Annotated in this window: 22 protein-coding genes; 3 read left to right on the top strand and 19 right to left on the bottom strand. The window is 36.9% G+C overall.

Annotated features, from left to right (window positions below):
* The first annotated feature begins 26 nt into the window (after positions 1–26).
* Positions 27–1,202 carry a Pycsar system effector family protein gene (locus OL225_RS18380; protein WP_264519171.1) on the top strand — a complete coding sequence of 392 codons (1,176 nt, stop codon included), beginning with the start codon at positions 27–29 and terminating at the stop codon, positions 1,200–1,202.
* A gap of 16 nt (positions 1,203–1,218) precedes the next feature.
* Positions 1,219–2,142, top strand: coding sequence for a bestrophin family protein (locus OL225_RS18375; protein ID WP_264519170.1), 924 nt, complete (start codon positions 1,219–1,221; stop codon positions 2,140–2,142).
* Between the two features lie 14 nt (positions 2,143–2,156).
* Here the strand turns inward: OL225_RS18375 and OL225_RS18370 are convergent, their stop codons facing one another.
* The 18 genes from OL225_RS18370 to OL225_RS18285 all read right to left on the bottom strand — a co-directional run bounded on the left by OL225_RS18370 (position 2,157) and on the right by OL225_RS18285 (position 20,851).
* Positions 2,157–4,469, bottom strand: coding sequence for a GAF domain-containing protein (locus OL225_RS18370; RefSeq protein WP_264519169.1), 2,313 nt, complete (start codon positions 4,467–4,469; stop codon positions 2,157–2,159).
* 289 nt (positions 4,470–4,758) lie between these two features.
* Positions 4,759–6,138, bottom strand: a complete 1,380-nt coding sequence (locus tag OL225_RS18365; RefSeq protein WP_264519168.1) for an NADH-quinone oxidoreductase subunit N — start codon at positions 6,136–6,138, stop codon at positions 4,759–4,761.
* Between the two features lie 16 nt (positions 6,139–6,154).
* On the bottom strand, positions 6,155–7,648 hold the full coding sequence (locus OL225_RS18360) for a complex I subunit 4 family protein (RefSeq protein ID WP_047377751.1): 1,494 nt from the start codon (positions 7,646–7,648) through the stop codon (positions 6,155–6,157).
* 2 nt (positions 7,649–7,650) lie between these two features.
* Positions 7,651–9,564: an NADH-quinone oxidoreductase subunit L gene (gene nuoL / locus OL225_RS18355; RefSeq protein ID WP_047377752.1), complete on the bottom strand. Its 1,914-nt coding sequence runs from the start codon at positions 9,562–9,564 to the stop codon at positions 7,651–7,653.
* A 2-nt stretch (positions 9,565–9,566) separates the two neighbouring features.
* Positions 9,567–9,896: an NADH-quinone oxidoreductase subunit NuoK gene (nuoK, locus tag OL225_RS18350; RefSeq protein WP_002983557.1), complete on the bottom strand. Its 330-nt coding sequence runs from the start codon at positions 9,894–9,896 to the stop codon at positions 9,567–9,569.
* Between the two features lie 4 nt (positions 9,897–9,900).
* Complete coding sequence (locus OL225_RS18345) at positions 9,901–10,398, bottom strand: NADH-quinone oxidoreductase subunit J (RefSeq protein WP_264519167.1); 498 nt, start codon at positions 10,396–10,398, stop codon at positions 9,901–9,903.
* Positions 10,398–10,955 (bottom strand): NuoI/complex I 23 kDa subunit family protein, encoded by a 558-nt coding sequence (locus OL225_RS18340; protein ID WP_040996950.1) that lies wholly within the window; start codon positions 10,953–10,955, stop codon positions 10,398–10,400. The genes OL225_RS18345 and OL225_RS18340 overlap by 1 nt, the downstream gene beginning before the upstream one ends.
* A gap of 124 nt (positions 10,956–11,079) precedes the next feature.
* Positions 11,080–12,144 (bottom strand): NADH-quinone oxidoreductase subunit NuoH, encoded by a 1,065-nt coding sequence (gene nuoH / locus OL225_RS18335; RefSeq protein WP_047377754.1) that lies wholly within the window; start codon positions 12,142–12,144, stop codon positions 11,080–11,082.
* A 74-nt stretch (positions 12,145–12,218) separates the two neighbouring features.
* On the bottom strand, positions 12,219–13,223 hold the full coding sequence (locus tag OL225_RS18330) for a 2Fe-2S iron-sulfur cluster-binding protein (protein ID WP_047377755.1): 1,005 nt from the start codon (positions 13,221–13,223) through the stop codon (positions 12,219–12,221).
* A gap of 41 nt (positions 13,224–13,264) precedes the next feature.
* Positions 13,265–14,176, bottom strand: a complete 912-nt coding sequence (locus OL225_RS18325; protein ID WP_047377756.1) for a hypothetical protein — start codon at positions 14,174–14,176, stop codon at positions 13,265–13,267.
* Positions 14,177–14,181: 5 nt separating this feature from the next.
* Entirely contained in the window at positions 14,182–15,540 is a 1,359-nt protein-coding gene (gene nuoF, locus OL225_RS18320; protein WP_047377757.1) for an NADH-quinone oxidoreductase subunit NuoF, read from the bottom strand.
* A 96-nt stretch (positions 15,541–15,636) separates the two neighbouring features.
* Positions 15,637–16,146 carry a complex I 24 kDa subunit family protein gene (gene nuoE, locus OL225_RS18315; protein WP_047377758.1) on the bottom strand — a complete coding sequence of 170 codons (510 nt, stop codon included), beginning with the start codon at positions 16,144–16,146 and terminating at the stop codon, positions 15,637–15,639.
* 103 nt (positions 16,147–16,249) lie between these two features.
* Positions 16,250–17,473, bottom strand: coding sequence for an NADH dehydrogenase (quinone) subunit D (gene nuoD, locus OL225_RS18310; RefSeq protein ID WP_047377759.1), 1,224 nt, complete (start codon positions 17,471–17,473; stop codon positions 16,250–16,252).
* 65 nt (positions 17,474–17,538) lie between these two features.
* Positions 17,539–18,033 carry an NADH-quinone oxidoreductase subunit C gene (locus OL225_RS18305; RefSeq protein ID WP_047377760.1) on the bottom strand — a complete coding sequence of 165 codons (495 nt, stop codon included), beginning with the start codon at positions 18,031–18,033 and terminating at the stop codon, positions 17,539–17,541.
* Positions 18,034–18,039: 6 nt separating this feature from the next.
* Positions 18,040–18,600: an NADH-quinone oxidoreductase subunit B gene (locus OL225_RS18300; protein ID WP_047377761.1), complete on the bottom strand. Its 561-nt coding sequence runs from the start codon at positions 18,598–18,600 to the stop codon at positions 18,040–18,042.
* 99 nt (positions 18,601–18,699) lie between these two features.
* Complete coding sequence (locus OL225_RS18295) at positions 18,700–19,071, bottom strand: NADH-quinone oxidoreductase subunit A (protein ID WP_047377762.1); 372 nt, start codon at positions 19,069–19,071, stop codon at positions 18,700–18,702.
* A 252-nt stretch (positions 19,072–19,323) separates the two neighbouring features.
* Positions 19,324–19,500 carry a hypothetical protein gene (locus tag OL225_RS18290; RefSeq protein ID WP_167510753.1) on the bottom strand — a complete coding sequence of 59 codons (177 nt, stop codon included), beginning with the start codon at positions 19,498–19,500 and terminating at the stop codon, positions 19,324–19,326.
* A gap of 220 nt (positions 19,501–19,720) precedes the next feature.
* On the bottom strand, positions 19,721–20,851 hold the full coding sequence (locus OL225_RS18285) for a GNAT family N-acetyltransferase (protein WP_047377763.1): 1,131 nt from the start codon (positions 20,849–20,851) through the stop codon (positions 19,721–19,723).
* Between the two features lie 104 nt (positions 20,852–20,955).
* On the opposite strand from OL225_RS18285, the gene OL225_RS18280 reads away from it, so the two are divergent.
* On the top strand, positions 20,956–21,666 hold the full coding sequence (locus OL225_RS18280) for a zinc metallopeptidase (protein ID WP_185097845.1): 711 nt from the start codon (positions 20,956–20,958) through the stop codon (positions 21,664–21,666).
* On the opposite strand, the gene OL225_RS18275 is transcribed toward OL225_RS18280, so the two are convergent.
* Positions 21,663–22,268 (bottom strand): IMPACT family protein, encoded by a 606-nt coding sequence (locus OL225_RS18275; protein WP_413541860.1) that lies wholly within the window; start codon positions 22,266–22,268, stop codon positions 21,663–21,665. The two genes, OL225_RS18280 and OL225_RS18275, sit on opposite strands and share 4 nt — an antisense overlap.
* Positions 22,269–22,384: the final 116 nt, after the last annotated feature.

Genomic DNA, 22,384 nt, shown 5'->3' with positions numbered 1-22,384 from the left:
AAATTTACATTAACAAAAATTCAGGAATGAGCATTCTACAAAAAGCTAAAAATTATGTTGAAATCTTATTCAAAGATAAGTTATCTTCGGTATATTTTTACCATAATTTTATCCATACTGCCTATACGGTCAATAAGGCTGAGGAAATCATGAAAAATACTCCTATCTCAGAAGAGGATCAGGAGAAAGTACTCGTAGCATTATGGTTTCATGATACCGGGTATATAGAGTGTGCCCTGAACCATGAAGAGAGGAGTGTGGAGGTGATGAAAGCCTTTCTACAGCAGGAAAATTATCCCGAAAATTATATCGCGGATGTTGAAAAACTGATTCTGGCGACGAAAATACATTATGAACCTCAGAATTTGCTTGAAAAGATTGTAAAAGATGCTGATTTCAGTCATTTTGCAGGTCACGATTATAGCGATATTTCCGATGCTTTGAGAAAAGAATGGGAACTTACCAATGTAAAATGTTTTTCTAATGAAGAATGGAATGCCGGAAATCTGGATATGCTGAAAAACAAGCATACTTTTTATACGGATTATGCTAAAGAAAACTGGGAACCTCTGAAAAAGAAAAACATTAAAAAGATAGAAAAGAAGCTGGAGAAAGAAGAAGAAAAAAAAGAGAATAAAAAGGAAAACTCAGAAGGCAAAAAGGAAAAAGAAAAATCGGACAGAAGTGTAGATACTTTGTTCAGAGTAACACTTAACAACCATACCAGACTGAGTGATATTGCAGACAGTAAGGCCAATATCCTTTTATCTGTAAATGCAATCATTATTTCCGTTTGTCTTTCTGTATTGGTTCCGAAGTTAGATGCTCCTAAAAATTCACATCTGATTCTTCCGAGTTTCATATTGCTGTTATCAAGTGTATTTACCATTATATTTGCTATTTTGTCCACAAAACCCAATGTAACCAAAACAACATTTACAGCTCAGGATATTGTGAACAGAAAAGTAAACCTGCTGTTCTTCGGAAACTTTCAGCAGATGTTGTTTGATGACTATCACAATGCGATGAAAGACCTTATCAAAGACAGAGACTATATTTATGATTCTATGGTAAAAGACCTGTATTATCTTGGGAAAGTTCTGGACAGGAAGTACAAGCTTTTATCCATCACTTATAAGATCTTTATGGCAGGGATTATTATTTCCGTTTTATCTTTTGGGTATGCATTTCTTAGTCTTTAATTAAAAATATACACAAATGATAGTCAGACAGCGAACGAATTGGCTGAAAATGTTATTTATATGGAGAGGTTCTGTATTAAAGAAAATTGTTGTTCAGCTTAGTATCATTACGCTGTTTTCCCTGGCTATCTATATTTTCAAAGGGAGAATCTTTGATTATAAAGTGCATCTGAATCCTACGATTTTTACATTGATAGGATTGGCTCTTGCTATATTTATGGGGTTCTGTAATTCTGCGAGCTACGACCGTTTCTGGGAAGGGCGGAAGCTTTGGGGATTACTTGTCATTGAAACCAGATCTTTGACGAGACAGATTTTATCCTTAGTGAATGATTCTTCTCCCGGAGCTCAGGAAGAAAAACAGAAAATCATTAAGCTTATCTCTGCATTTTCCTGGTCGTTGAACTTTCAGCTAAGAGATAAATCCGGAACAGAACACCTTGAGAGACTTCTTTCTCCTGAACAATTGGGACAGGTGAAGAATAAAAAATTTATTCCCAGTATTATTCTTGGATTTATTGCAGACTGGCTGAACGAACAGAATAAAAAAGGAAATATTGATACCATTGTAATGACCTCTATGGATCATCAGCTGAACCAGTTTTCTAATATTTCCGGAGGATGCGAGAGAATTTATAACACTCCGTTACCATTTGCTTACAGCGTCCTTCTGCATCGTACTGTATATCTTTACTGCTTCTGGCTTCCTTTCGGATTAGTAGATTCTTTGGGGTGGATGATGCCTTTAATTGTTTTGTTGATCAGTTATACCTTTATCGCTCTGGATGCCATTATTCAGGAGATTGGTGAACCTTTTGGTGAAGAAGAAAATGACCTTGCCCTGAACAGTATTTGCCGCACAATTGAGTTTTCTATTTTTGAACAGGCAGGAATTCCTCAAGGAGAGCTGAAGAAGCCGGATACTTATTTTGTGGATTAGAAATTGTTTTTATTCTATTCCTCAGGAAGTGTAAAAGAAACCCTCAGCGCCAGCAATCCGGTAATTCCCTGGAGATCCTCTACTTTCAAAAATTCTATATCATACTGTAATACTCCTTTCTTCTGAAGTTTTGAAATGTAGTCGAGGTATTCTTTCTGATTTTCCATTCCGAAATATACAATGGTGATTTTTCCGGGAGCAGTGATGCGTTCTGAAGAGTCTTTCACATGTGCTTTATCCAGACGTTTTTTGATAATCTCGTAATAGGAATTGTAAGCTCCATCTACATCAAAGCGTTTTTCATCCATTCGGAAACGGATGTCTATTTTTTCATTATACACAAAGATCAATGAAGCAATATCCAGCTGTACAGGAAGATTTCTTTTGAACGACTGGAACTCAAGTTCCATTTTACAGATGGTTTTCAGCTGCCAGTATCTCAGTTTGTGGACAACTTTTGAGGTATAATGCAGTTCAGGAGCAATAGTATGACCAATGTACAGATTATGCTCCACACCATCAGACTTAAATCTCTCATAATAGTGCGGGAAAATTTCCTGCGCTTTTATCTGGCTTTCATCCAGTAAATCTGCCAGTTTTCGGTTGACCAGAGTGATAGAATCATCCAGGTTTTTTCTGTGATGATAAAACAGATCTGTAGGGGCAAAGATGTGTGAAAAATAATCTTTGATCTTTGCTTTTATTTCTCTGGAGGTTCTTACTTCCAGTTTCCCCTGTAAAAAAGGATGAATTTCTTCCCTTAATAATCTTTGAAAACGCTGTTCCGTATCCGCTTTGATTTCATTGTTTAATTCATTCTCAAAAATATCCAGTGCCAGTAAGAATTTTTCTGAATCGGAATTGGTGAGTAGAAAAATCTCATTCAGCCATTCAATCTGCTGATTAAGATCCTGCAGCATCAGATTAAAACGCTTCTCTGAAGAAGAACGGATATCAGAAACCCCGAATAGCGGAGTAAGATTTTTAAAAGCAATCTGTTTTAAAGTATATATTTTTTTCCCCAGTGATGCAGTGAAGTATTTTTCAGCTTCATTCCTGAACTTCCACACCACACTGTCGTGAATGGTAGTATATTCACGCTGGATAATAGCTTCTATCTGATAATTTTTCTCAAAGTAGAATCTGCTTAAAGAAAAAAGAACCATATCGGTAAAAAACTCTAATTTTTTGAGCTTTAAACCATTGAAACTGCCGGCAATAGGAGAGGTGAATTCCATGATCGCAAGGAGCTCGCCATCTTTCATGATAGGAATTACCATGAAGCTGTTGACATTATTGTCCTTCAAAATACTGAAGGAAGGAAGCAGTTTGACATTTTCGTCCAGGTTATTTACATTTGAAACAACTACTGGTTTTGAATTATGATTTAAATTATTAAAAGTGTTCTTACGGGTTTCTTCATCAAAAGCATTGATCCAGAAATCGAGGATATGATTGGTCAGAAGACTGTCGTAAATTGGAAGTTTATCCAGTTTCTGTTCTTTTTTGTTGAAAGTCATCAGTCCGAAGCTGAGTTCCGGAACATCAAAATAGGATTTGAAAATTTCAGTCAGATTTTCATTGGGATTCAAATCTTCGGGATCAATCTCAATCATGCTTGATTTCAGGTCAGAAAGGGCTACTTCAGACGTACAGTCTACCAGTGAAATAATGGTAAATCCTTTTAGTATCCAGGATTGCGATGGGAAATGTTTTTTCCAGAGTTTAAAATCATCCAGGTTTTCCAACAGCATATCCAGAACATCATCAGATGGGATTTTAGCATCTTCTGTAGGGGCAATTTCCGTAAAATCTGAATTGACTGTAATCTTATAATGTTTCATAATCCCCTGCTTGTTGGGGATATCATAATAGAAAGGAATTGTACTTTTAATATCTTTTTTGAAATAGCTCTGGAGAATAAGACAGCAGCAAAATACATAAAACTCATTATCTGAAATATTTCTGAGTTCTATTTCGAAGTCTTTTCCTGCATCTTTGAGAATATCTTTAAACCTTTCGGTGTAATTGAAAGTGATATTTGAAAGAGGAATACTTGCCGCTTTTATCTCATTTTTGGTAAGCCCGGTTGGGAAAAGATCTGCAAGAAGCACCCTGATGAGGTCTTCATGTTTTTCAAGAAGGGCAGTATCCTGAAACCCTTCTCTGAGCTCTTTAAAATTTCTGATGCTTTCGATCAAAGATTCTGCATAGTTGACTCTATATTCCAGTCTGTCGTTATGTCGGATATGCTCCAGAACATCCAAATATTTTTTGAATGAAATATAAACCTGAAAAGGAGAGTCTTTTTTATAGAGATTAGCCAAAGCTGAAATTTAAAGTAAAGTTATGAAAAAAGGAGAATATCGGCAGGGTGAAAATTTTATTTTATTGTATATAATTTACTTGTGCCTTCGGAAATTTTGCAATGTATTTTATAATTTATTGATATTTTTTGGTAAGACAGATTATTGGATTACTAATTAATAAATTTTATCATCAGTATGATGAATCAAATCAATTTTCCTGTTTTGTTTTTATTTGAATATGAAAAGTATTAACCATAAAAAAGCACAACTGAAAAGTTGTGCTTTTTTATATCTTAAAATTCAGATTTTACAATCCGAACATTCTTGCAAACAGATCCGGGAAAACCCCAAGGATGATAATCAGAGCAATTATTATTACTGCAATGATGTTGTAAGTCAATGTTACTTTTTCTGATGATTTGAATGTAGATTCTTTAAAGAAGAACATTGCGATAATCAGTCTTAAATAGTAAGCGATAGACAGGGCAGACCCTAATACAGCCACCAATACTAAGAAAGCTGCACCGTTCATAGCCTGGGAGAATAAAGCAAATTTCCCCATGAAACCCGCTGTTAGCGGAACTCCTGCCATTGAAAGCATAGAGATTGCTGCTGCTGTTGCTAATAAAGGTTCAGTTTTTGCCAATCCTTTGAATGCTCCGAAAGATGTTTCTCTCTTTAACTTTTCTACCCAGATCAGGCACATGAAAACACCTACTGTAGATGAAGAATAAGCAAATAAATAGAATGCAAGGTTATAAGTAGAAAGGCTTGTCATTCCGAAGAATACCAATCCGATATATCCTGCATGAGAAACTGAAGAGTAAGCCAACATTCTTTTTGCATTCGTCTGAGCAAGACCCATAACGTTTGCCAAAAGTAAAGTAATGATTAAGAATACACCTAAAACATTGATCCACTCGTGAGTTACCCCAGCGAAGCCAAGCGTCATCAATCTGAATAGCGCAAAGAATCCTGAGATCTTTACTACACTCGCCATGAAAGCTGTGATTAATGAAGGAGAACCTGCATATACATCAGGACTCCACATGTGGAAAGGTGCTAAAGCAACTTTGAATGCCAATGCACAAAGAATCAGTAATACTCCTAAAATGAACATTACATTCCCTGAATTAGCTACTCCAAAATCATGAATCTTGTATAGATCAAAACTTCCTGCACTTCCATAGATAAACGCAATCCCGAACAGTAAGAAACCTGTTGCAAACGCACCCATAAGGAAATATTTAATAGAAGCTTCGTTGGATCTCAGATCAGTTTTGTTAGCTCCAGCCATTACATATAATGGAATAGAAAGGATTTCAACTCCCAAGAACATCGTCACCAGGTTCTGGTATCCGAAAAGGATGATCCCTCCACACAATGCGAATAGCATCAATGCGTATAATTCTGACTGGTGGCTTCTGTGATTGCTGAAAGCAAAACCTCCCAGGAAAAATAACAATAAAGTTGTTACGATTGATATTTTAGTGAATAATGCGGTATTGTCACTGTATTCATACATATGCTTGTAATGATCGAAGAACGAACATTCCGGCATAAAACTTACATACAATGCAATGATTAATCCCAAAATCCCAATGTATCTTGCGAATTTTCCTTGTTCAAAAACTCCTGAAAATAACGCAATAACTGCCGTTAGGAAAACAATAATTAAAACACTCATTTCTTAAAATATCAAATTAACTTACCATTGATTGGTAGATAAACTTCACCGAACTACTCACCATGTCGATTACCGGTTGTGGGAAAATACCTAGTAAAATCACAAAAACCGCTAAACTTGCCAATACAGAAAATTCTACTCCTGACAAATCTTTTGCTGTACTTAAAACTGCCTGATCTCCTTCTCCAAACATTGCTTTTCCATAGAATCTCAATAAATATACAGCACAAAGAATTACCGTAAGACCAGCAATTACTGCTGCTGTTCCGTTAAAATCATAAACAGATTTCAACAAAATAAATTCCCCGATGAATCCATTGGTTAATGGAACTCCCATTGAACCTAATATAATGATCAAGAACAACACAGCAAACTTAGGAGCTACTTTAGCTAAACCACCCATTTGTCTGATGTCTCTTGATTTAAATCTTTTGTATAAAATATCACAGCAGTAGAATAGTCCTACTACGTTGATACCGTGAGCGAAAGTCTGTACCAAAGCTCCTTCAGCACCTTCTACATTGAAAGTTCCTCTAAGAGTAACTACTGCAGAAGCAAAAATCCCTGCTACCATCAATCCTACGTGAGAGAAAGATGAATAGGCAATGATTCTCTTCATATCCGTCTGGATAATAGCGATCAATGCACCGTGAACAATTCCTACAATGGCAAGAATAATTACGATCTGTCCTGAAATTCCTGCTATCGGAAGGGGAGTAATTGGAAGCAAATAACGCATTACACCATACACTGCCATCTTCAGCATGATCCCTGATAATAACATGGATCCCTGAGTAGGAGAGTAGGTATAAGTGTCAGGCTGCCATGTATGGAAAGGGAATACTGGTAATTTCACTGCAAATGCAAAGAAAATAAACCAGAATACCACAGTCTGCTGTACTTCATTCAGCTGAGCATTATATAAATCTGTTAAAGCGAATGATGCAGAGTGGTTGTACACATAGATCAATCCGGCTAACATAAATAATGATCCAACGAATGTATATACGAAGAATTTCGTAGTAAACTCGAACCTTTTATTCTCTTGTCCCCAAAGTCCGGCAATGAACCAAATTGGAATCAAAGTTACTTCCCAGAAAATGTAGAATAACAATCCGTCTAAAGAAGTGAACACTCCTACAAGACCAAACTGCATCAACAGAATCAGTCCGTAGAACGTATTTCTGTAGTTTACACTTTCATTGAAAGATGATAAAATAATGATTGGAGCCAGAATGTTGGTCAATAATAAAAGAAGCATACTCATCCCATCGATACCGAAGTGAAGAGAGCTCTTCATAAATTGTGACCATGGATAATTGATCTCATGCTGCAATACGCTGTCTACTGTCGGAGTAAAATCAAAATCCGAAAGTATATAAAACGTAAGGAGCATTTGTACCAATGCGATTCCAAGCGCCAAATATTTGCTGGAATTACTCTTCCACGCAAAAACTAATCCCGAACCTACTAGAGGTAATAGTAATAATGTTAATAATAAACAAGACATTATTATTGTAATAAAAAGTTAACAATTAATATAATTCCCACAGCTAAAGACATGATAAGGATATATGTCTCTACATTTCCGTTCTGTACACGCTTCATAGCTTTTCCGCTGTCTTCAGCACCATCACCTACAAAGTTTACAAAACGGTCTAAGATACCCTTATCAAACATTTTTCCTCCGCGTCCTAATCCTTCAACAGTTTTTACAATCAATGCGTTGTAAAGTTCGTCAACGTATAATTTCTTAGCAGAAAGCTTTTCCCATCCGGTATAGTTTTCCTCTGCAACAGCCATCTTTTTCTTACTTACATAAGTATTTCTAACGATGAACCATACAGTGAAGAACATAAGTACTGTAGCTGCTAATAAGATCATTTCAGTATTGAAAGGTACTCCTGAAAGAGTAGCTTCCATCTGGCTGTAGCTTTGTTCTGTAAGAACTGGCTTTAACCATTCCATCAGTTTAGCATAGTGGCCGTGACCGATGAAGTGTGGCAGGTTGATAAAACCTCCGATTACAGAAAGGATAGCCAATACGATCAATGGTAATGTCATATTAGACGGGCTTTCGTGTAAATGGTGTTTCTGTTCTTCAGTACCTCTGAATTCTCCGTGGAATGTCAGGTAATACAGTCTGAACATATACGTTGCAGTCATTGCCGCTAAAACAAATAAGATTACCCAGTAGATTGGATTTTTAGCGAAAGCTGCTACTAAAATTTCATCTTTAGAAATCATCCCTGATAATAAAGGGAAACCTGAGATTGCCAGTGTTCCGATAAGGAATGTAGCGTGCGTAAGAGGAATGTATTTTTTAAGACCTCCCATGAAACGCATATCCTGTTCGTTACTCATAGCGTGGATTACAGAACCTGCACCTAAGAATAATAAAGCTTTAAAGAATGCATGTGTCATTACGTGGAACATAGCCGTTGTATAAGCTCCAAGACCTAAAGCAATGAACATAAATCCAAGCTGTGAAACGGTAGAGTATGCCAATACTTTTTTGATGTCGTTCTGACGTAGTGCATAGAATCCTGCCAAAGCAGCCGTTAAGAACCCGATGAATAAAATTCCTCCCTGTACTGTAGGTGCTAAAGTAAATAAGAAGTTGGATCTTACTACCAAATAGATCCCTGCAGTTACCATCGTTGCTGCGTGGATCAACGCTGATACAGGAGTAGGTCCGGCCATCGCATCCGGTAACCATGTATATAAAGGAACCTGAGCAGATTTACCGGTAGCACCGATGAATAAACTCGCTGTGATAAAGATAATCACTGTTCCATCTAATTCAAATTTTGAAGCGTTTTCTGCTACAGAAAGATAATCTACAGCATTGGTCTGAGAAGCAATCATGAAGATACCGATCAATAACGCAAGGTCACCAATTCTGTTCATGATGAAAGCTTTTCTTGCTGCTTTACCGTATTCTTCGTTGGTATACCAGAATCCGATCAACAGGTAAGAACAAAGACCTACACCTTCCCATCCGATGAATAAGATAAGGTAGTTGCTTCCCATTACTAAAAGTAACATAGAGAAGATGAAAAGATTCAGGTAAGTAAAGAACTTATAGAACCCTTTATCATGACTCATATATCCGATAGAGTATAAGTGGATCAGTGAACCGATACCCGTGATGATCATTACCATCATTAAAGAAAGCTGATCAATCTGGAATCCAAAATTGATTTGAACCCCATTTACTCTAAACCATTCAAAAGCTTTTACGATTACAGGCTGGCTTTCAGAATTGAAATTCATGAAAAGACTTACAGCGATACAGAATGATCCGAAAACCATTGCCGTAGCCAAAGATCCAACCAATATTTTTGGAAGATTTTTTCCGAATAAACCGTTAATAAGAAACCCTAAAAGTGGTAAAAGTACTATTGCATATACTAGATTCTCCATTCTTATCCTCTTAATTTATTAAATATACTCACATCTACAGAACGGGTATTTCTATACAGCATAGCAATAATTGCCAAACCTACTGCTACTTCTGCAGCAGCCACTACCATAATGAAGAAAACTAAAAGCTGTCCGTCGCCGTTGCCTTTATACGCTGAAAAAGCTGCCAATAAAAGGTTTACAGAATTCAGCATAAGCTCTACACAGCCCAGAATCACAATAGCATTTTTTCTAAGCAATACTCCCATTACTCCCAAACAGAACAATACTGATGAAAGAATGATGAAGTAGTCCAAAGGGATGCTTTGTATAAATGTATTTACTTCTCCCATAATTTTATAAATCTTTTTTACCGATTAATACCGCGCCTACAATACCTGCCAAAATTAGGATGGAAGCAAGCTCAAACGGTAAAACATATTCATTAAACAAAAGTCTACCCAGATTTTTCGTAAGACCAATACCTCTGTCTACATTTTCAACAACAATGTGGTTGTCCTGTACTCCTCTGAAAACTCCAAGCACACCTACTAAAAGAAGTCCAGCTGTAAAAACTCCAACAAACTTTAAAGTATTGTTCTTCTTACTTTCGTCTCCTTTATTAAGGTTAAGCATCATTAAGATGTAAAGGAAAAGTACCATGATAGCACCTGCGTACACTATAATCTGGATAATTGCAAGGAACTGTGCATTTAAAAGAATGTACATACCTGCAATTGAAAACATCGTAACAATCAATGACAAAATAGCATAGAGAGGATTCCTGGCAAATACAAAGTAAACTGCACTTGCTACTGCTAAAAACGCCACCAAGAAAAATAAAAACTGATCCATTATTTTACCGCATTTTTTTGTTTCTCGGATTGTCTTGTCGTGATATCAATCCTTTCATTTATTTTTTCAACTAATTTATCTTTTCCGTAAATGAAAGAACCTCTGTTGGTTTCCACGTCTACCAGTCTGTCAGTAAGGTAGATTGCAGATTTAGGACAAGCTTCTTCACACATACCACAGAAAATACATCTTAGCATATTGATTTCATATACTGAAGCGTACTTCTCTTCTCTGTAAAGACCTTTTTCCTCTTTAGTTCTTTCAGCAGCAGTCATCGTAATGGCTTCTGCAGGACAAGCTACCGCACAAAGTCCACAAGCTGTACATCTTTCTCTGCCTTCCTCATCTCTTTTCAAAACGTGCTGGCCTCTCCAGATGGTGGTTCTTGGTTTCTGTACTTCCGGATACGAATATACTGCGGGAGCACCCTTTATCACGGTTCTTACAGCATGCTTAAATGTAATCCCCATCCCTGTAAAGATTGCAGGAAGGTAGATTTTTTCAGCAAGGGTCATTTCTTTATTGGAAACAACTTTTGATCTGTTTGTAAGTTTCATTTAATTATAGATATTAGATGTTAGACACCAGATTTTAGACTAATCTTGTCTGTTATCTTAATTTTTAATATTCAATATTCACACAAACCTAACAGGTTTTTAAAACCTGTTAGGTTTAGATAATTTAATTTCCAAACGCTAAAATTACAGCTCCTGTAATTAATAGGTTTACCAATGCCATTGGGATTAAAGTTTTCCATCCTAAGTGCATTAACTGGTCATATCTGAATCTTGGAAGTGTCCATCTAATCCACATGAAGATCAGAATTCCGATTACAGTTTTTGTTAAGAATGCTACTATACTCAAGATTCCTGCAGTGTTCTCACCCCAGTTTTGAGTTACCCATTCAATACCAGGATAATTGTATCCTCCGAAGAAAAGAACTACCATGAATGCATTAGAAATAAACATGTTCACATATTCTCCGAACATATATAAACCTAATTTCATAGAAGAGTATTCTGTAGAATATCCTGTTACCAATTCAGATTCACACTCAGGTAAATCGAATGGGTGTCTGTTGGTTTCTGCTAATGCTGCTACAAAGAAAACAAGGAAAGCGATTGGTTGGTAGAAAATATTCCAGTTCAACCCTGAAACCCAAGGAATAACTCCCCATAATTTCCCGGTAGTCTGGCTTTCAGTGATTTCTTTTAAGTCTAAACTTCCTGTCATCATAATGATAGAAAGAAGCGCTAATCCCATTGCCAATTCGTAAGAAATCATCTGAGAAGAAGCACGGATAGCACCTAGTAATGAATATTTGTTATTCGAAGCCCAACCTCCGATCATAATTCCGTAAACCCCGATTGAAGCCATTCCGATGATGAAAAGTACACCAACATCAATGTTAGCAACCTGAAGATCAAAAGAAGTACCTGCAATATTTAAACTTTTACCCCAAGGAATAACAGCTCCCGTAATCAATGAAATAAACATTACCAAAGCAGGTCCTAATACGAAAAGGAATTTTTCTGCATTGGCCGGTGTAAAGTCTTCTTTGAAGAAAAACTTTCCACCATCAGCAAGAGGCTGCAACAATCCGAAAGGTCCGGCTCTGTTGGGACCAATTCTATCCTGCATGATAGAGGCTACTTTTCTTTCTGCCCAGGTAGAGTAGGCTGCAATCGTAAGCGATAGCAGGAAAAGTGCTAGTACAAGTATAAGTTTAAATGTAAGTAAATCCATCCTGAATTTTAGATTTTAGATTTTAAATTATAGATTTTGCATTCATTTAAAATCTATAATTTAAAATTTATAATTTATGATAATTTTTCGTCTTTTTCACTGATTTCTTTAGCCATAGGATTGTCTAAAACTCTTAGCTCATCCTTAGGCTTTTCGTAGTGGTTCAATGAAATGACAGAGTGTCTGTCGATATGTCTAGGACCTTCGATGTTCCAGTCTGATAATGCTTTTCTTTCGAAACGACATGTATCACAGATGAATTCTTCCACTTCACCCCATTGGTCTTTTCTTGCAGTTACTCTTACAACTTCGTCACCTTTCATCCATACTACAGTCTTTCCGGAGCACTTATCACATTTACAAGAAGCGTTCATTGGTTTTGTAAACCATACTCTGCTTGCAAAACGAGCTGTTCTGTCTGTTAATGCTCCTACCGGACAAACGTCGATAACGTTTCCGATGAAGTCATTGTCTAAAGCTTTATTTAGATAGGTTGAAATTTCAGCGTGATCTCCTCTGAAAAGAATACCGTGTTCTCTTGTTTCTGTAAGCTGGTTGGCTGTCAATACACATCTTGCGCAAAGAATACAACGGTTCATGTTCAATTTGATGTTCGGTCCAAGATCATCAGCTTCGTAAGTATTTCTTTCAAATTCTGTTCTTGTACTGTCTACACCATGCTCATATCCTAAGTCCTGAAGATGACATTCTCCTGCCTGGTCACAGATAGGGCAGTCCAGCGGGTGGTTTACCAGTAAGAACTCGGTAACCGCTTTTCTTCCTTCCTGAGCTTTCTCAGAAGTAAGGTTTTTTACTTCCATCCCATCCATTACATTCGTTCTGCAGCTTGCTACCAATTTCGGCATAGGACGCGGATCTGCTTCAGATCCTTTAGAAACTTCTACCAGACATGTTCTACATCTTCCTCCACTGGTTTCCAACTTGCTGTAGTAGCACATAGCGGGAGGTACAGATTTTCCACCGATTTGTCTTGCAGCTTCCAGAATGGAAGTACCAGGCATCACTTCAGTAGTCTGTCCGTCTATAGTTATTTTGAATTTTTTAACTTCTTCGCTCATATGATATGCTTTAAGCTTTATGCGTTAAGCAATAGGCTTTGTTATTTATATTTCTTTGTATTAAATGTATATCCAATTCCTCCCAGAACCTGTCCGAAAACAAAGTCCTGACGTGCTTTGTCCGGTTTATTATTCAATGTGGTTTTGATATCCCACATATTGATGTATCCTGCTTTTCCTTCTAATCTCAGCATCCAGTTTTTCCAGAAAACCAAGTTAAGACTGGATCTGATATCGGTTCCCATACCTGCAACGTGAAAACGGTCACTTCTTTCATTACCAAAAAGCTTTACATTACTTTTTGGAAACATAAATCCGATTCCGGCTCCATAAGACCATACTAAATCTATATTTTTCTTGTGAACAAGATTTTTGTATTTCTCAAGACCTAAGTTTTCATAATTAAGTCCATCTGTATGTTCAAAAGTAAGGAACTTCTCATCTGCAAGATTCACTTGCCCGTTCTGAACCATTGCTGCATATTCAGGATCTGAAATATGTCCTTTGAAACCTACAGTCTGGTTCTGATCCATTACATATTTCATATGGTCTATCCCAAGTACCAGTGCTAAATTGTCTTTAATGAAATATCCTATTCTGAAATTATACTGTGTTACAGTAAACCAGCTTGGATCAAAATAGACAATTCCAAATTTTGTAGGTCTGTCTTGTGCAGTTACATTATTCAATTGAAAATCGTACCCGTTTCCGGTAAAATGGATATCAGAATTACTATAAGCAGCTCTGTTCCATCCATAAAATACGAAAACCTGACCTTTTTTGCTTAATGGTAAAGGCTTTTCCTTTTTTTCAGCTTTAATCTGTTGTTTCTCACTTGCTACATATGACAAATCCTCTTCAACGGATCTGTTATAAGTTGCTGTATCACTCTTCTTGTTCTGTGCAAATACAAGATTCGACATCATTAAGCCGACAACCAATAATTTTTTCATCTTACCTACGCATTCTTTTCAACAGCCGGGATAGGATCTGCATAATGTGCCAATCCATAGTTTTGTGTCTGAGACAATTCCGGGTTTTTCACGTGCCACTCAAATTCATCTCTGAAGTGACGAATCGCTGCTGCAACCGGCCAAGCTGCTGCATCACCCAATGGACAAATCGTATTTCCTTCGATTTTTCTCTGGATATCCCAAAGTAGATCGATATCTTCCATTTTTCCTTCTCCTTTCTCGATTTTCTTTAAAATCTTGTACATCCATCCTGTTCCTTCACGGCAAGGAGTACATTGTCCACAGCTTTCGTGATTGTAGAATCTTGCCAACGTCATGGTATGATCTACAATACACTGATCTTCATCCAATACGATGAAACCTCCTGAACCCATCATTGTTCCGGTAGCAAAACCACCATCAGCTAATGATTCATAGTTCATATATCTTGGCTCTCCATTCACTGTTCTTAACAATAAATTAGCTGGAACAATCGGAACAGAACTTCCTCCAGGAATACAAGCCTTTAATCTTTTACCGTCTTTAATACCACCGCAATATTCATCAGAGTAGATGAATTCTTCTACAGTGATCGTCATATCAATTTCGTATACACCCGGTTTGTTGATGTTTCCACAAGCAGAAATCAATTTTGTTCCTGTAGATCTTCCTACACCTATTTTAGCGTATTCAGCACCTGTAATATCAATGATCGGAACTATTGCAGCAATAGATTCAACATTATTTACTACCGTTGGTCTTTCCCAAAGTCCTTTTACAGCCGGGAATGGTGGTTTTAATCTTGGGTTACCTCTTTTTCCTTCAAGGGATTCAAGCAATGCAGTTTCTTCACCGCAGATGTATGCTCCACCACCTCTCTGAACATAAATTTCACAATCGAAACCTGTTCCCAGGATGTTTTTACCTAAAAACCCTGCTGCTTTAGCTTCTTCAATAGCTTCTTCAAGGATATCCGGAATCCATGAATATTCTCCACGGATGTAGATATAAGAAGTATTGGAACCTAAACAGTAAGAAGAAATCAGCATTCCCTCAATCAATAAATGAGGAAGGAACTCCATCAGATATCTGTCCTTGAATGTTCCAGGCTCAGATTCATCCGCATTGACAACAAGGTGTCTTGGAACACCTTCCGGCTTTGCCAAAAAGCTCCATTTCATTCCTGTTGGGAATCCGGCTCCACCACGTCCTCTTAATCCTGAAGCTTTTACTTCTTCAAGAATTTCGTCAGGAGTCATTTTCAAGGCTTTTTCAGCTGCTGTATAACCTCCCTGTTTACGGTAAGTTTCAAAGTAGCGAATACCTTCTATATGTGCGTCTTTAAGTAAAAGTTTTTTACTCATTGTTTATTATGCTTTTAGCTATTGGTTGGTCGCCGTTAGCTTTTTATAATTATTTTAAAAATTAACTGATTTTAAATCCGGGATTCAAAATCTTTATTAGTCTAAAGCAAGTTGTCCCTGTCTGCAAAGTTCAAGGATTTCGTCTACTTTCTCTATTGTTAAATTTTCATGAAAGAATTTTCCTAACTGCAGCATTGGTGCATATCCGCATGCTCCAAGACATTCAGCAGGCTTTAATGTAAACATGCCGTCTTCAGTAGTTTCTCCATCCTTAATATTCAGTTTGGTTCTGATATGGTCAAGGATTTTTTCGCTTCCACAAACCATACAAGGTCCTGTTCTGCAAACTTCCAAAACATATTTACCTACCGGCTTCATATTAAACATGGTATAGAAAGTAGCCACCTCATATACTTCAATGGGTTGGATACTTAATAGTTCGGCAACATAATCCATCACAGGAACATCTAACCATCCTCCGAATTCTTTCTGTGCTAAGTGAAGTACAGGAAGAAGAGCAGATTTCTGTCTTCCTTCAGGATATCTTGCGATAATTTTATGTACCTGTGCTAAACTTTCCGGTTTAAAAGCTATTGTTTCGCTCATTTTTTTTAATGTATTATTGTACAATGTACAATGTACTAATGACTTATTTATTTGATCATTGTAAAATCATGAATACATTTTACAATGGTACTTTTTACAATTATTATGCGTCTAATTCTCCCGCAATAATATTCATACTACACATCGTTACAATGGCATCTGAAATTACAGAGCCTGTAATCATTTCAGGATATGCCTGATAGTAGATGAAACATGGTCTTCTGAAGTGAAGTCTGTAAGGGCTTCTTCCTCCATCGCTCACAAGATAGAATCCTAATTCTCCGTTTCCACCTTCTACAGCGTGGTACACTTCTCCTTTCGGTACATCAGTTTCTCCCATTACAATTTTGAAATGGTAGATCAATGCTTCCATTTTCTGATATACATCTGCCTTTTCAGGAAGATAGAAGTCTGGAACATCCGCATGGAATGGTCCTTCCGGAAGATTTTCGTATGCTTGTTTGATGATTTTTATTGATTCCCAGATTTCCTGCTGACGAACCATGAAACGGTCGTAAGTATCTCCTGAAGTTCCTACAGGAATAATAAAGTCGAAATCTTCATAGGAAGAGTAAGGCTGTGCAACTCTTACATCATAATCTACTCCTGCTGCACGTAAGTTTGGACCTGTGAAACCGTAGCTTAATGCTCTTTCGGCAGAAATTGCTCCAGTACCGATGGTTCTGTCCATGAAAATTCTGTTTCTTTCCAATAGGGTACAGAATTCTTTGAATCTTGGTGGGAACGTTTTTAAGAAGTCTTTTAATAACTCATGAAACTTAGGTGTGAAATCTCTTTCAAAACCTCCGATTCTTCCCATATTGGTTGTCATCCTTGCTCCACAGATCTGCTCATACATATCATAGATACGTTCTCTTTCGATGAACATATAAGTAAGACCTGTAATAGCTCCTGAGTCCATTCCGGTTACCCCGTTACAAATCAGGTGGTCACCGATTCTTGCCAGTTCCATTAAGATAACACGCATATAGTCTACACGCTTTGGAACTTTAATACCAATCAGTTTTTCTACTGTCATATGCCAACCTAAGTTGTTGATTGGTGCAGAACAGTAATTCATACGGTCAGTAAGGGTAGTGATCTGAGAGTAGTTTCTTCTTTCAGAAATTTTCTCAAATGCTCTGTGGATATATCCTACCGTTTGCTCTGCGTGAAGAATTCTCTCTCCGTCCATCGTTAAGATATTCTGGAAAATCCCGTGAGTAGCAGGGTGGGTAGGCCCTAAATTGAGGGTATATAATTGTCCGTCAATCTGTTCCTTACTTTCGTATTGGTTTAGTATATTAGATAATGAGTTATCTTTCATAATATATAATTAATTGATAAACGACAATTGATTATGAACCAATCATCAGTAATCATTTATATTTTTTATCTTCCGAACATATTATCGTCCTTATCGGTTCTGGTACCGTCTTCAAGGCGATATTCTTTCAACATGGGGTGGTATCCAAGATCTTCCATATTCAAAATAGGTCTGAGATCCGGGTGTCCTTTAAATTTAATCCCATAGAAGTCATACGTTTCTCTTTCCATCCAGTTAGCTCCGGCATAGAGTTCAGTAAGAGAATCTACTTCGATATTTTCTCTGGACATGAATATTTTCAGGCGTAATCTGAAATTGGCCATCATATTATGCAAATGGTATACAACGCCTATTTCCTTTTCAGGGAATTCAGGGTAATGAATACCACAGATATCCGTAAGGAAATTAAATTCCAATGATGAATCTTTAAGATAGTGAATGATTTTCTTAATATCTTCTTTCTTCACCTCAATTGTCAGCATTTCGTAAGGTTCTGAGCTTGAAATGACAGATTCCGGAAATTCTCTTGTGATTGCTTCTAATACAAATTCGTTTGTCATTTCCGTTTAGTTGCTTATGTTGTAAGAATCTAATAACTTCTGATATTCAGGCATGTCTCTTCTTCTGATGCTTTCGCTTTCTGCAAGAGCCTGTACCTGCATTACCCCTTCAATGATCTGTTCAGGTCTTGGAGGACATCCAGGAACATAAACGTCTACCGGAATAATTTTATCAATTCCCTGAAGCACAGAATATGAATCGAAAATACCACCGCTGGAAGCACAAGCTCCAACTGCTACTACCCATTTCGGCTCTGCCATTTGAGTATAAACTTCTTTCAGGACTGGTCCTAATTTCTTTGATATAGTTCCGCAAACCATCAGCATATCTGCTTGTCTTGGAGAGAAAGAGTTTCTTTCCATACCAAATCTTGAAGCATCATACGTTGGGTTTAGGGTAGCCATAAACTCAATACCACAACAAGAGGTAGCAAATGGTAACGGCCAAAGTGAAAACTTTCTTGCCATCCCGATTACACTGCTCAGTTTTGTTGCGAAAAACCCTTCTCCTTCATATCCTTCGGGAGCAGGTGCATCTGTTCTTATTACTGGTTTTTTATCTGACATTTTTAGTAAATATTTAAAGATTAAAATATTTAAAGATTAAAACAAGACCTTTACAATCTTTAAATTACTTAAATAAATTCAATCTTTTAATGTTAAAATTTATTTATCCCAATCCAGCGCACCGCGTTTCCAAACATAGAAAAACGCTACGAAGAAGATTGCAACGAACGTAAGTACAGCAAGAAATCCTTCCATGCCGAATTCTCTAAAGTTTACTGCGTAAGGATAAAAGAATACGATTTCAATATCGAATAGTACGAACAATACCGCAGTCAGGAAGTACTTGATAGAAAACGGTGTTCTAGCATTTCCTTCTACAGGAATCCCGCATTCCCAGCTTTGGTTTTTTACAGAGTTTCCTTTTTTCTGCTGTGGCCCCAAGAAATGTGCCCCAAGCAAAGAAACAGCTACAAATCCTACTGCTACACCAGCCTGGATAAGGATTGGAATATAACTTTCAGGTAAATTCATTTTTGCATTATTATCTCAATTTGCAAATTTAGCGAATAAACAAGAAAGCATGAAATTTATCAGCTTAAAAGTCGGATGAAAATGAGCTAAATCGGTAATTTAGAATCAATAAAAATTAGACCTTAATGATTGTTTTTTTTGATGTGTTTTTCTCCTTTTTTTGTCCCTGCATCACAAAAATAGATCTCATCGTATGTATTGGAGATATTTTAACTGAATGATATGCAGATTTAATAAAAATTGGTTTTGTATTTATTTTTTCATTTTCCTTAGAACAGAATATGCCATAAAAGAGATGTATCCGAAAAGAATACTGGCAAAAAGGATGTTGATGACGGTATTCGTTCTATCATCCTGTGACTGAAAAAAGAAGTTATAACTGATAAATCCAGCGATTAAAATAGCGAAAATGATAAGCTGCGGTTTCATTATGTAAAGATAGGGATTTATAGGTTTTAGGTAACAGGTTATAGGAGGCAGGTAGCAAGTAAATGGAGTTGTGAATTTGGTTTAAAGGTACGAGAGTAAAGACTGAGAGTTTAAAAATTCAATGTTTAAAGTTCCAAGTCAATAACTGATAACTGGCATTCGGTTATTCGTTTTTTTCTCCTGTGTCTGGATTCGGTTATTACTTATACAAAATACAATATCACTTATTTACTTCCATAGAATAGGTTCTTCTTCTCTTATGATTTACCGGATTATAATCCTGCCATAAGAGCTGAACACTTTTATTTTCTTCAAGTTCAGGGTTGGTTTCTGCGAAATTAATTCCCATGCTGGTAAACCGTACAAAAATTTCTTTGAAAATAATAGCCGTTACGCCGCGTCTTTGATATTCGGGATGAATCCCGATAAGGTAAAAATTGGCTCTGTCATTCTTTTTGCCGGCTTGTAAGAAATGCCACCATCCGAAAGGAAATAATTTTCCTTTTGATTTTTGCAGGGCTTTAGAATAAGAAGGCATTGTAATTGCGAAAGAAACCAGCTGTTGATTTTCATCCACAACACAAATCACATAATTTTTATCGATGAATGGGAAATATTTCTCTTTGTATGTTTTGATCTGTTCATCAGAAATTGGAGTATAAGTAGAAAGATGCTTATAGGTCTCATCCAATAACTTGAACATTGGTTCTACATAAGGGAGAATTTCTTCCTTTGATTTAAATTTAAGAACGCTGAGCTTATATTTTTGAGCGATCAGGCCACTGAATTTTTCTACTTTTTCAGGAAGAACTTTCGGGAAGTTCATCTCATATTCTACCCATTCTTTTTCTTTGGCTAGTCCAAGATTTTCAAGATGTTTAGGGTAGTAAGCATGATTGTAAATTCCAATCATTGTTGCCAGCTTGTCAAAACCCATTGTCAGCATTCCTGCCTTGTCAAGATTTGTGAATCCCATGGGTCCTTCAATTTTATTGATATTATGTTCTTTAGCATAATCAATGGCAGTCTGAATCAACGCTTTGGAAACCTCAGTGTCATCGATGAAGTCTATCCAGCCAAAACGTACTTTTTTGATGTCTAATTCTTTCTCTTCCTTATGGTTAATAATTACGGCAATTCTTCCTACTACTTTACTGTCTTTTACGGCCAGAAACTGCTTGGATTCGGAATAGTGGAACGCCGGATTTTCATTTGCATCCCAGATTTTCATTTCGTCTTTGATAAAGGATGGAACATAGTACGGATTATTTTTGTACAGATCCATCGGAAATTTTACGAATTGCTTGAGTTGACCGGCTGTTTTTACTTCAATAATTGAAACCTTAGACATAATTTTTGATGGTAATTTAAGGACAAATATAAATAATAATATCTTATACTTTGGCACAGTTTTTATATCATTATGGGTAAAATTAAACACAAAATTTATATAAAATGGTGGGTTATTATATCATTATTGGTATTTCAATGTTGGTGAGCTGGTGGGTTTCGTCCAGATTGAAATCGAAATTTGAATATTATTCCAATGTACACCTTCGAAATGGCCTTTCGGGGAAAGAAGTAGCGGAAAAGATGTTGAGAGATAACGGGATAAATGATGTTCAGGTAATATCAGTACCAGGGCAGTTGACGGACCACTATAATCCGGCAGATAAAACAGTAAACCTTTCTGAAGGAGTTTATATGCAGAGAAATGCAGCGGCAGCGGCAGTAGCAGCTCATGAATGCGGACATGCAGTACAACATGCGGTAGGATATTCTATGCTGAATTTACGTTCAAAGCTGGTTCCTATTGTTAATATAAGTTCCAATCTGATGCAATTTGTCCTTATTGCGGGTATCGCGGTAATGGCTGCATCAAGAACGATAGAAAACCCTAATGGAAATACAACTGTTCTTGCTATTGGAGTTGCAATGTTTGCGGTGACAACACTCTTTGCCTTTGTAACGCTTCCTGTGGAATATGATGCAAGTAATAGAGCGATGAAATGGCTTAAAGATACAGGAACTGTAACTGCAGAAGAATTTGTAGGAGTACAGGACAGCCTGAAATGGGCAGCAAGAACTTACGTGGTAGCAGCCTTAGGGTCCCTGGCACAGCTTCTTTACTGGGGATCATTGCTTCTTGGTGGAAGAAGAGATTAATCATTAAATTCAAATGAAACATATTGCATCTCGGAGAGTTTTTCCGAGATGTTTTCTTTTTGTGCAAGCTTCAGGGAGGCGGTAAGGATGCAGTTTTCGTTAGCATCGAAATTCAAAACTTTAGCATCAAATTTTGAAAGCAGGGTGAATATAGTATTCTGCTGGTTAAAATTAAACTGAATCTCTATCTCTGTTTCCAGTTCACGGGTAATGATCTGGGCTTCTTCCAATGTGATCTTTGCAGATTCCTTATAAGTTTTTACCAATCCCGAAACCCCAAGTTTGGTTCCTCCATAATAACGGACTACAATCACAAGAATATTGGTGACCTCGTTTGCTAACAGCTGATTATAAATAGGTAATCCGGCACTTCCGGAAGGTTCACCATCATCATTGGCACGATAGTTTTCACCATTTAATCCCATTCTGAAAGCATAACAGTGGTGAGTAGCTTTCGGATGTTCTTCTCTTATTTTTTCCAGTGCGCCTTTTAGTTCTTTTTCATTGGTTACCGGGAATGCAAATCCTATAAACTTGCTTCCTTTTTCCTTTAAAAGGGTGTTTTCTATGGGTTTTTCTATGGTTTTATATTCAAACGTCATTGTATATTCCGGCTTTAATGATGCAAAAATATTAAATGCTTTAGTAATCTGCATCATGATCATAAATTAAGCCGTCAGAATTTGACGGCTTATCTATTTTTTGGGATGTAAAATAA

This window comes from Chryseobacterium viscerum (genome assembly GCF_025949665.1).
Lineage (GTDB): Bacteria > Bacteroidota > Bacteroidia > Flavobacteriales > Weeksellaceae > Chryseobacterium > Chryseobacterium viscerum_A.
The sequence above is the reverse complement of the archived record's forward strand: the minus strand, read 5'-3'. Positions and strand labels throughout refer to the sequence as shown.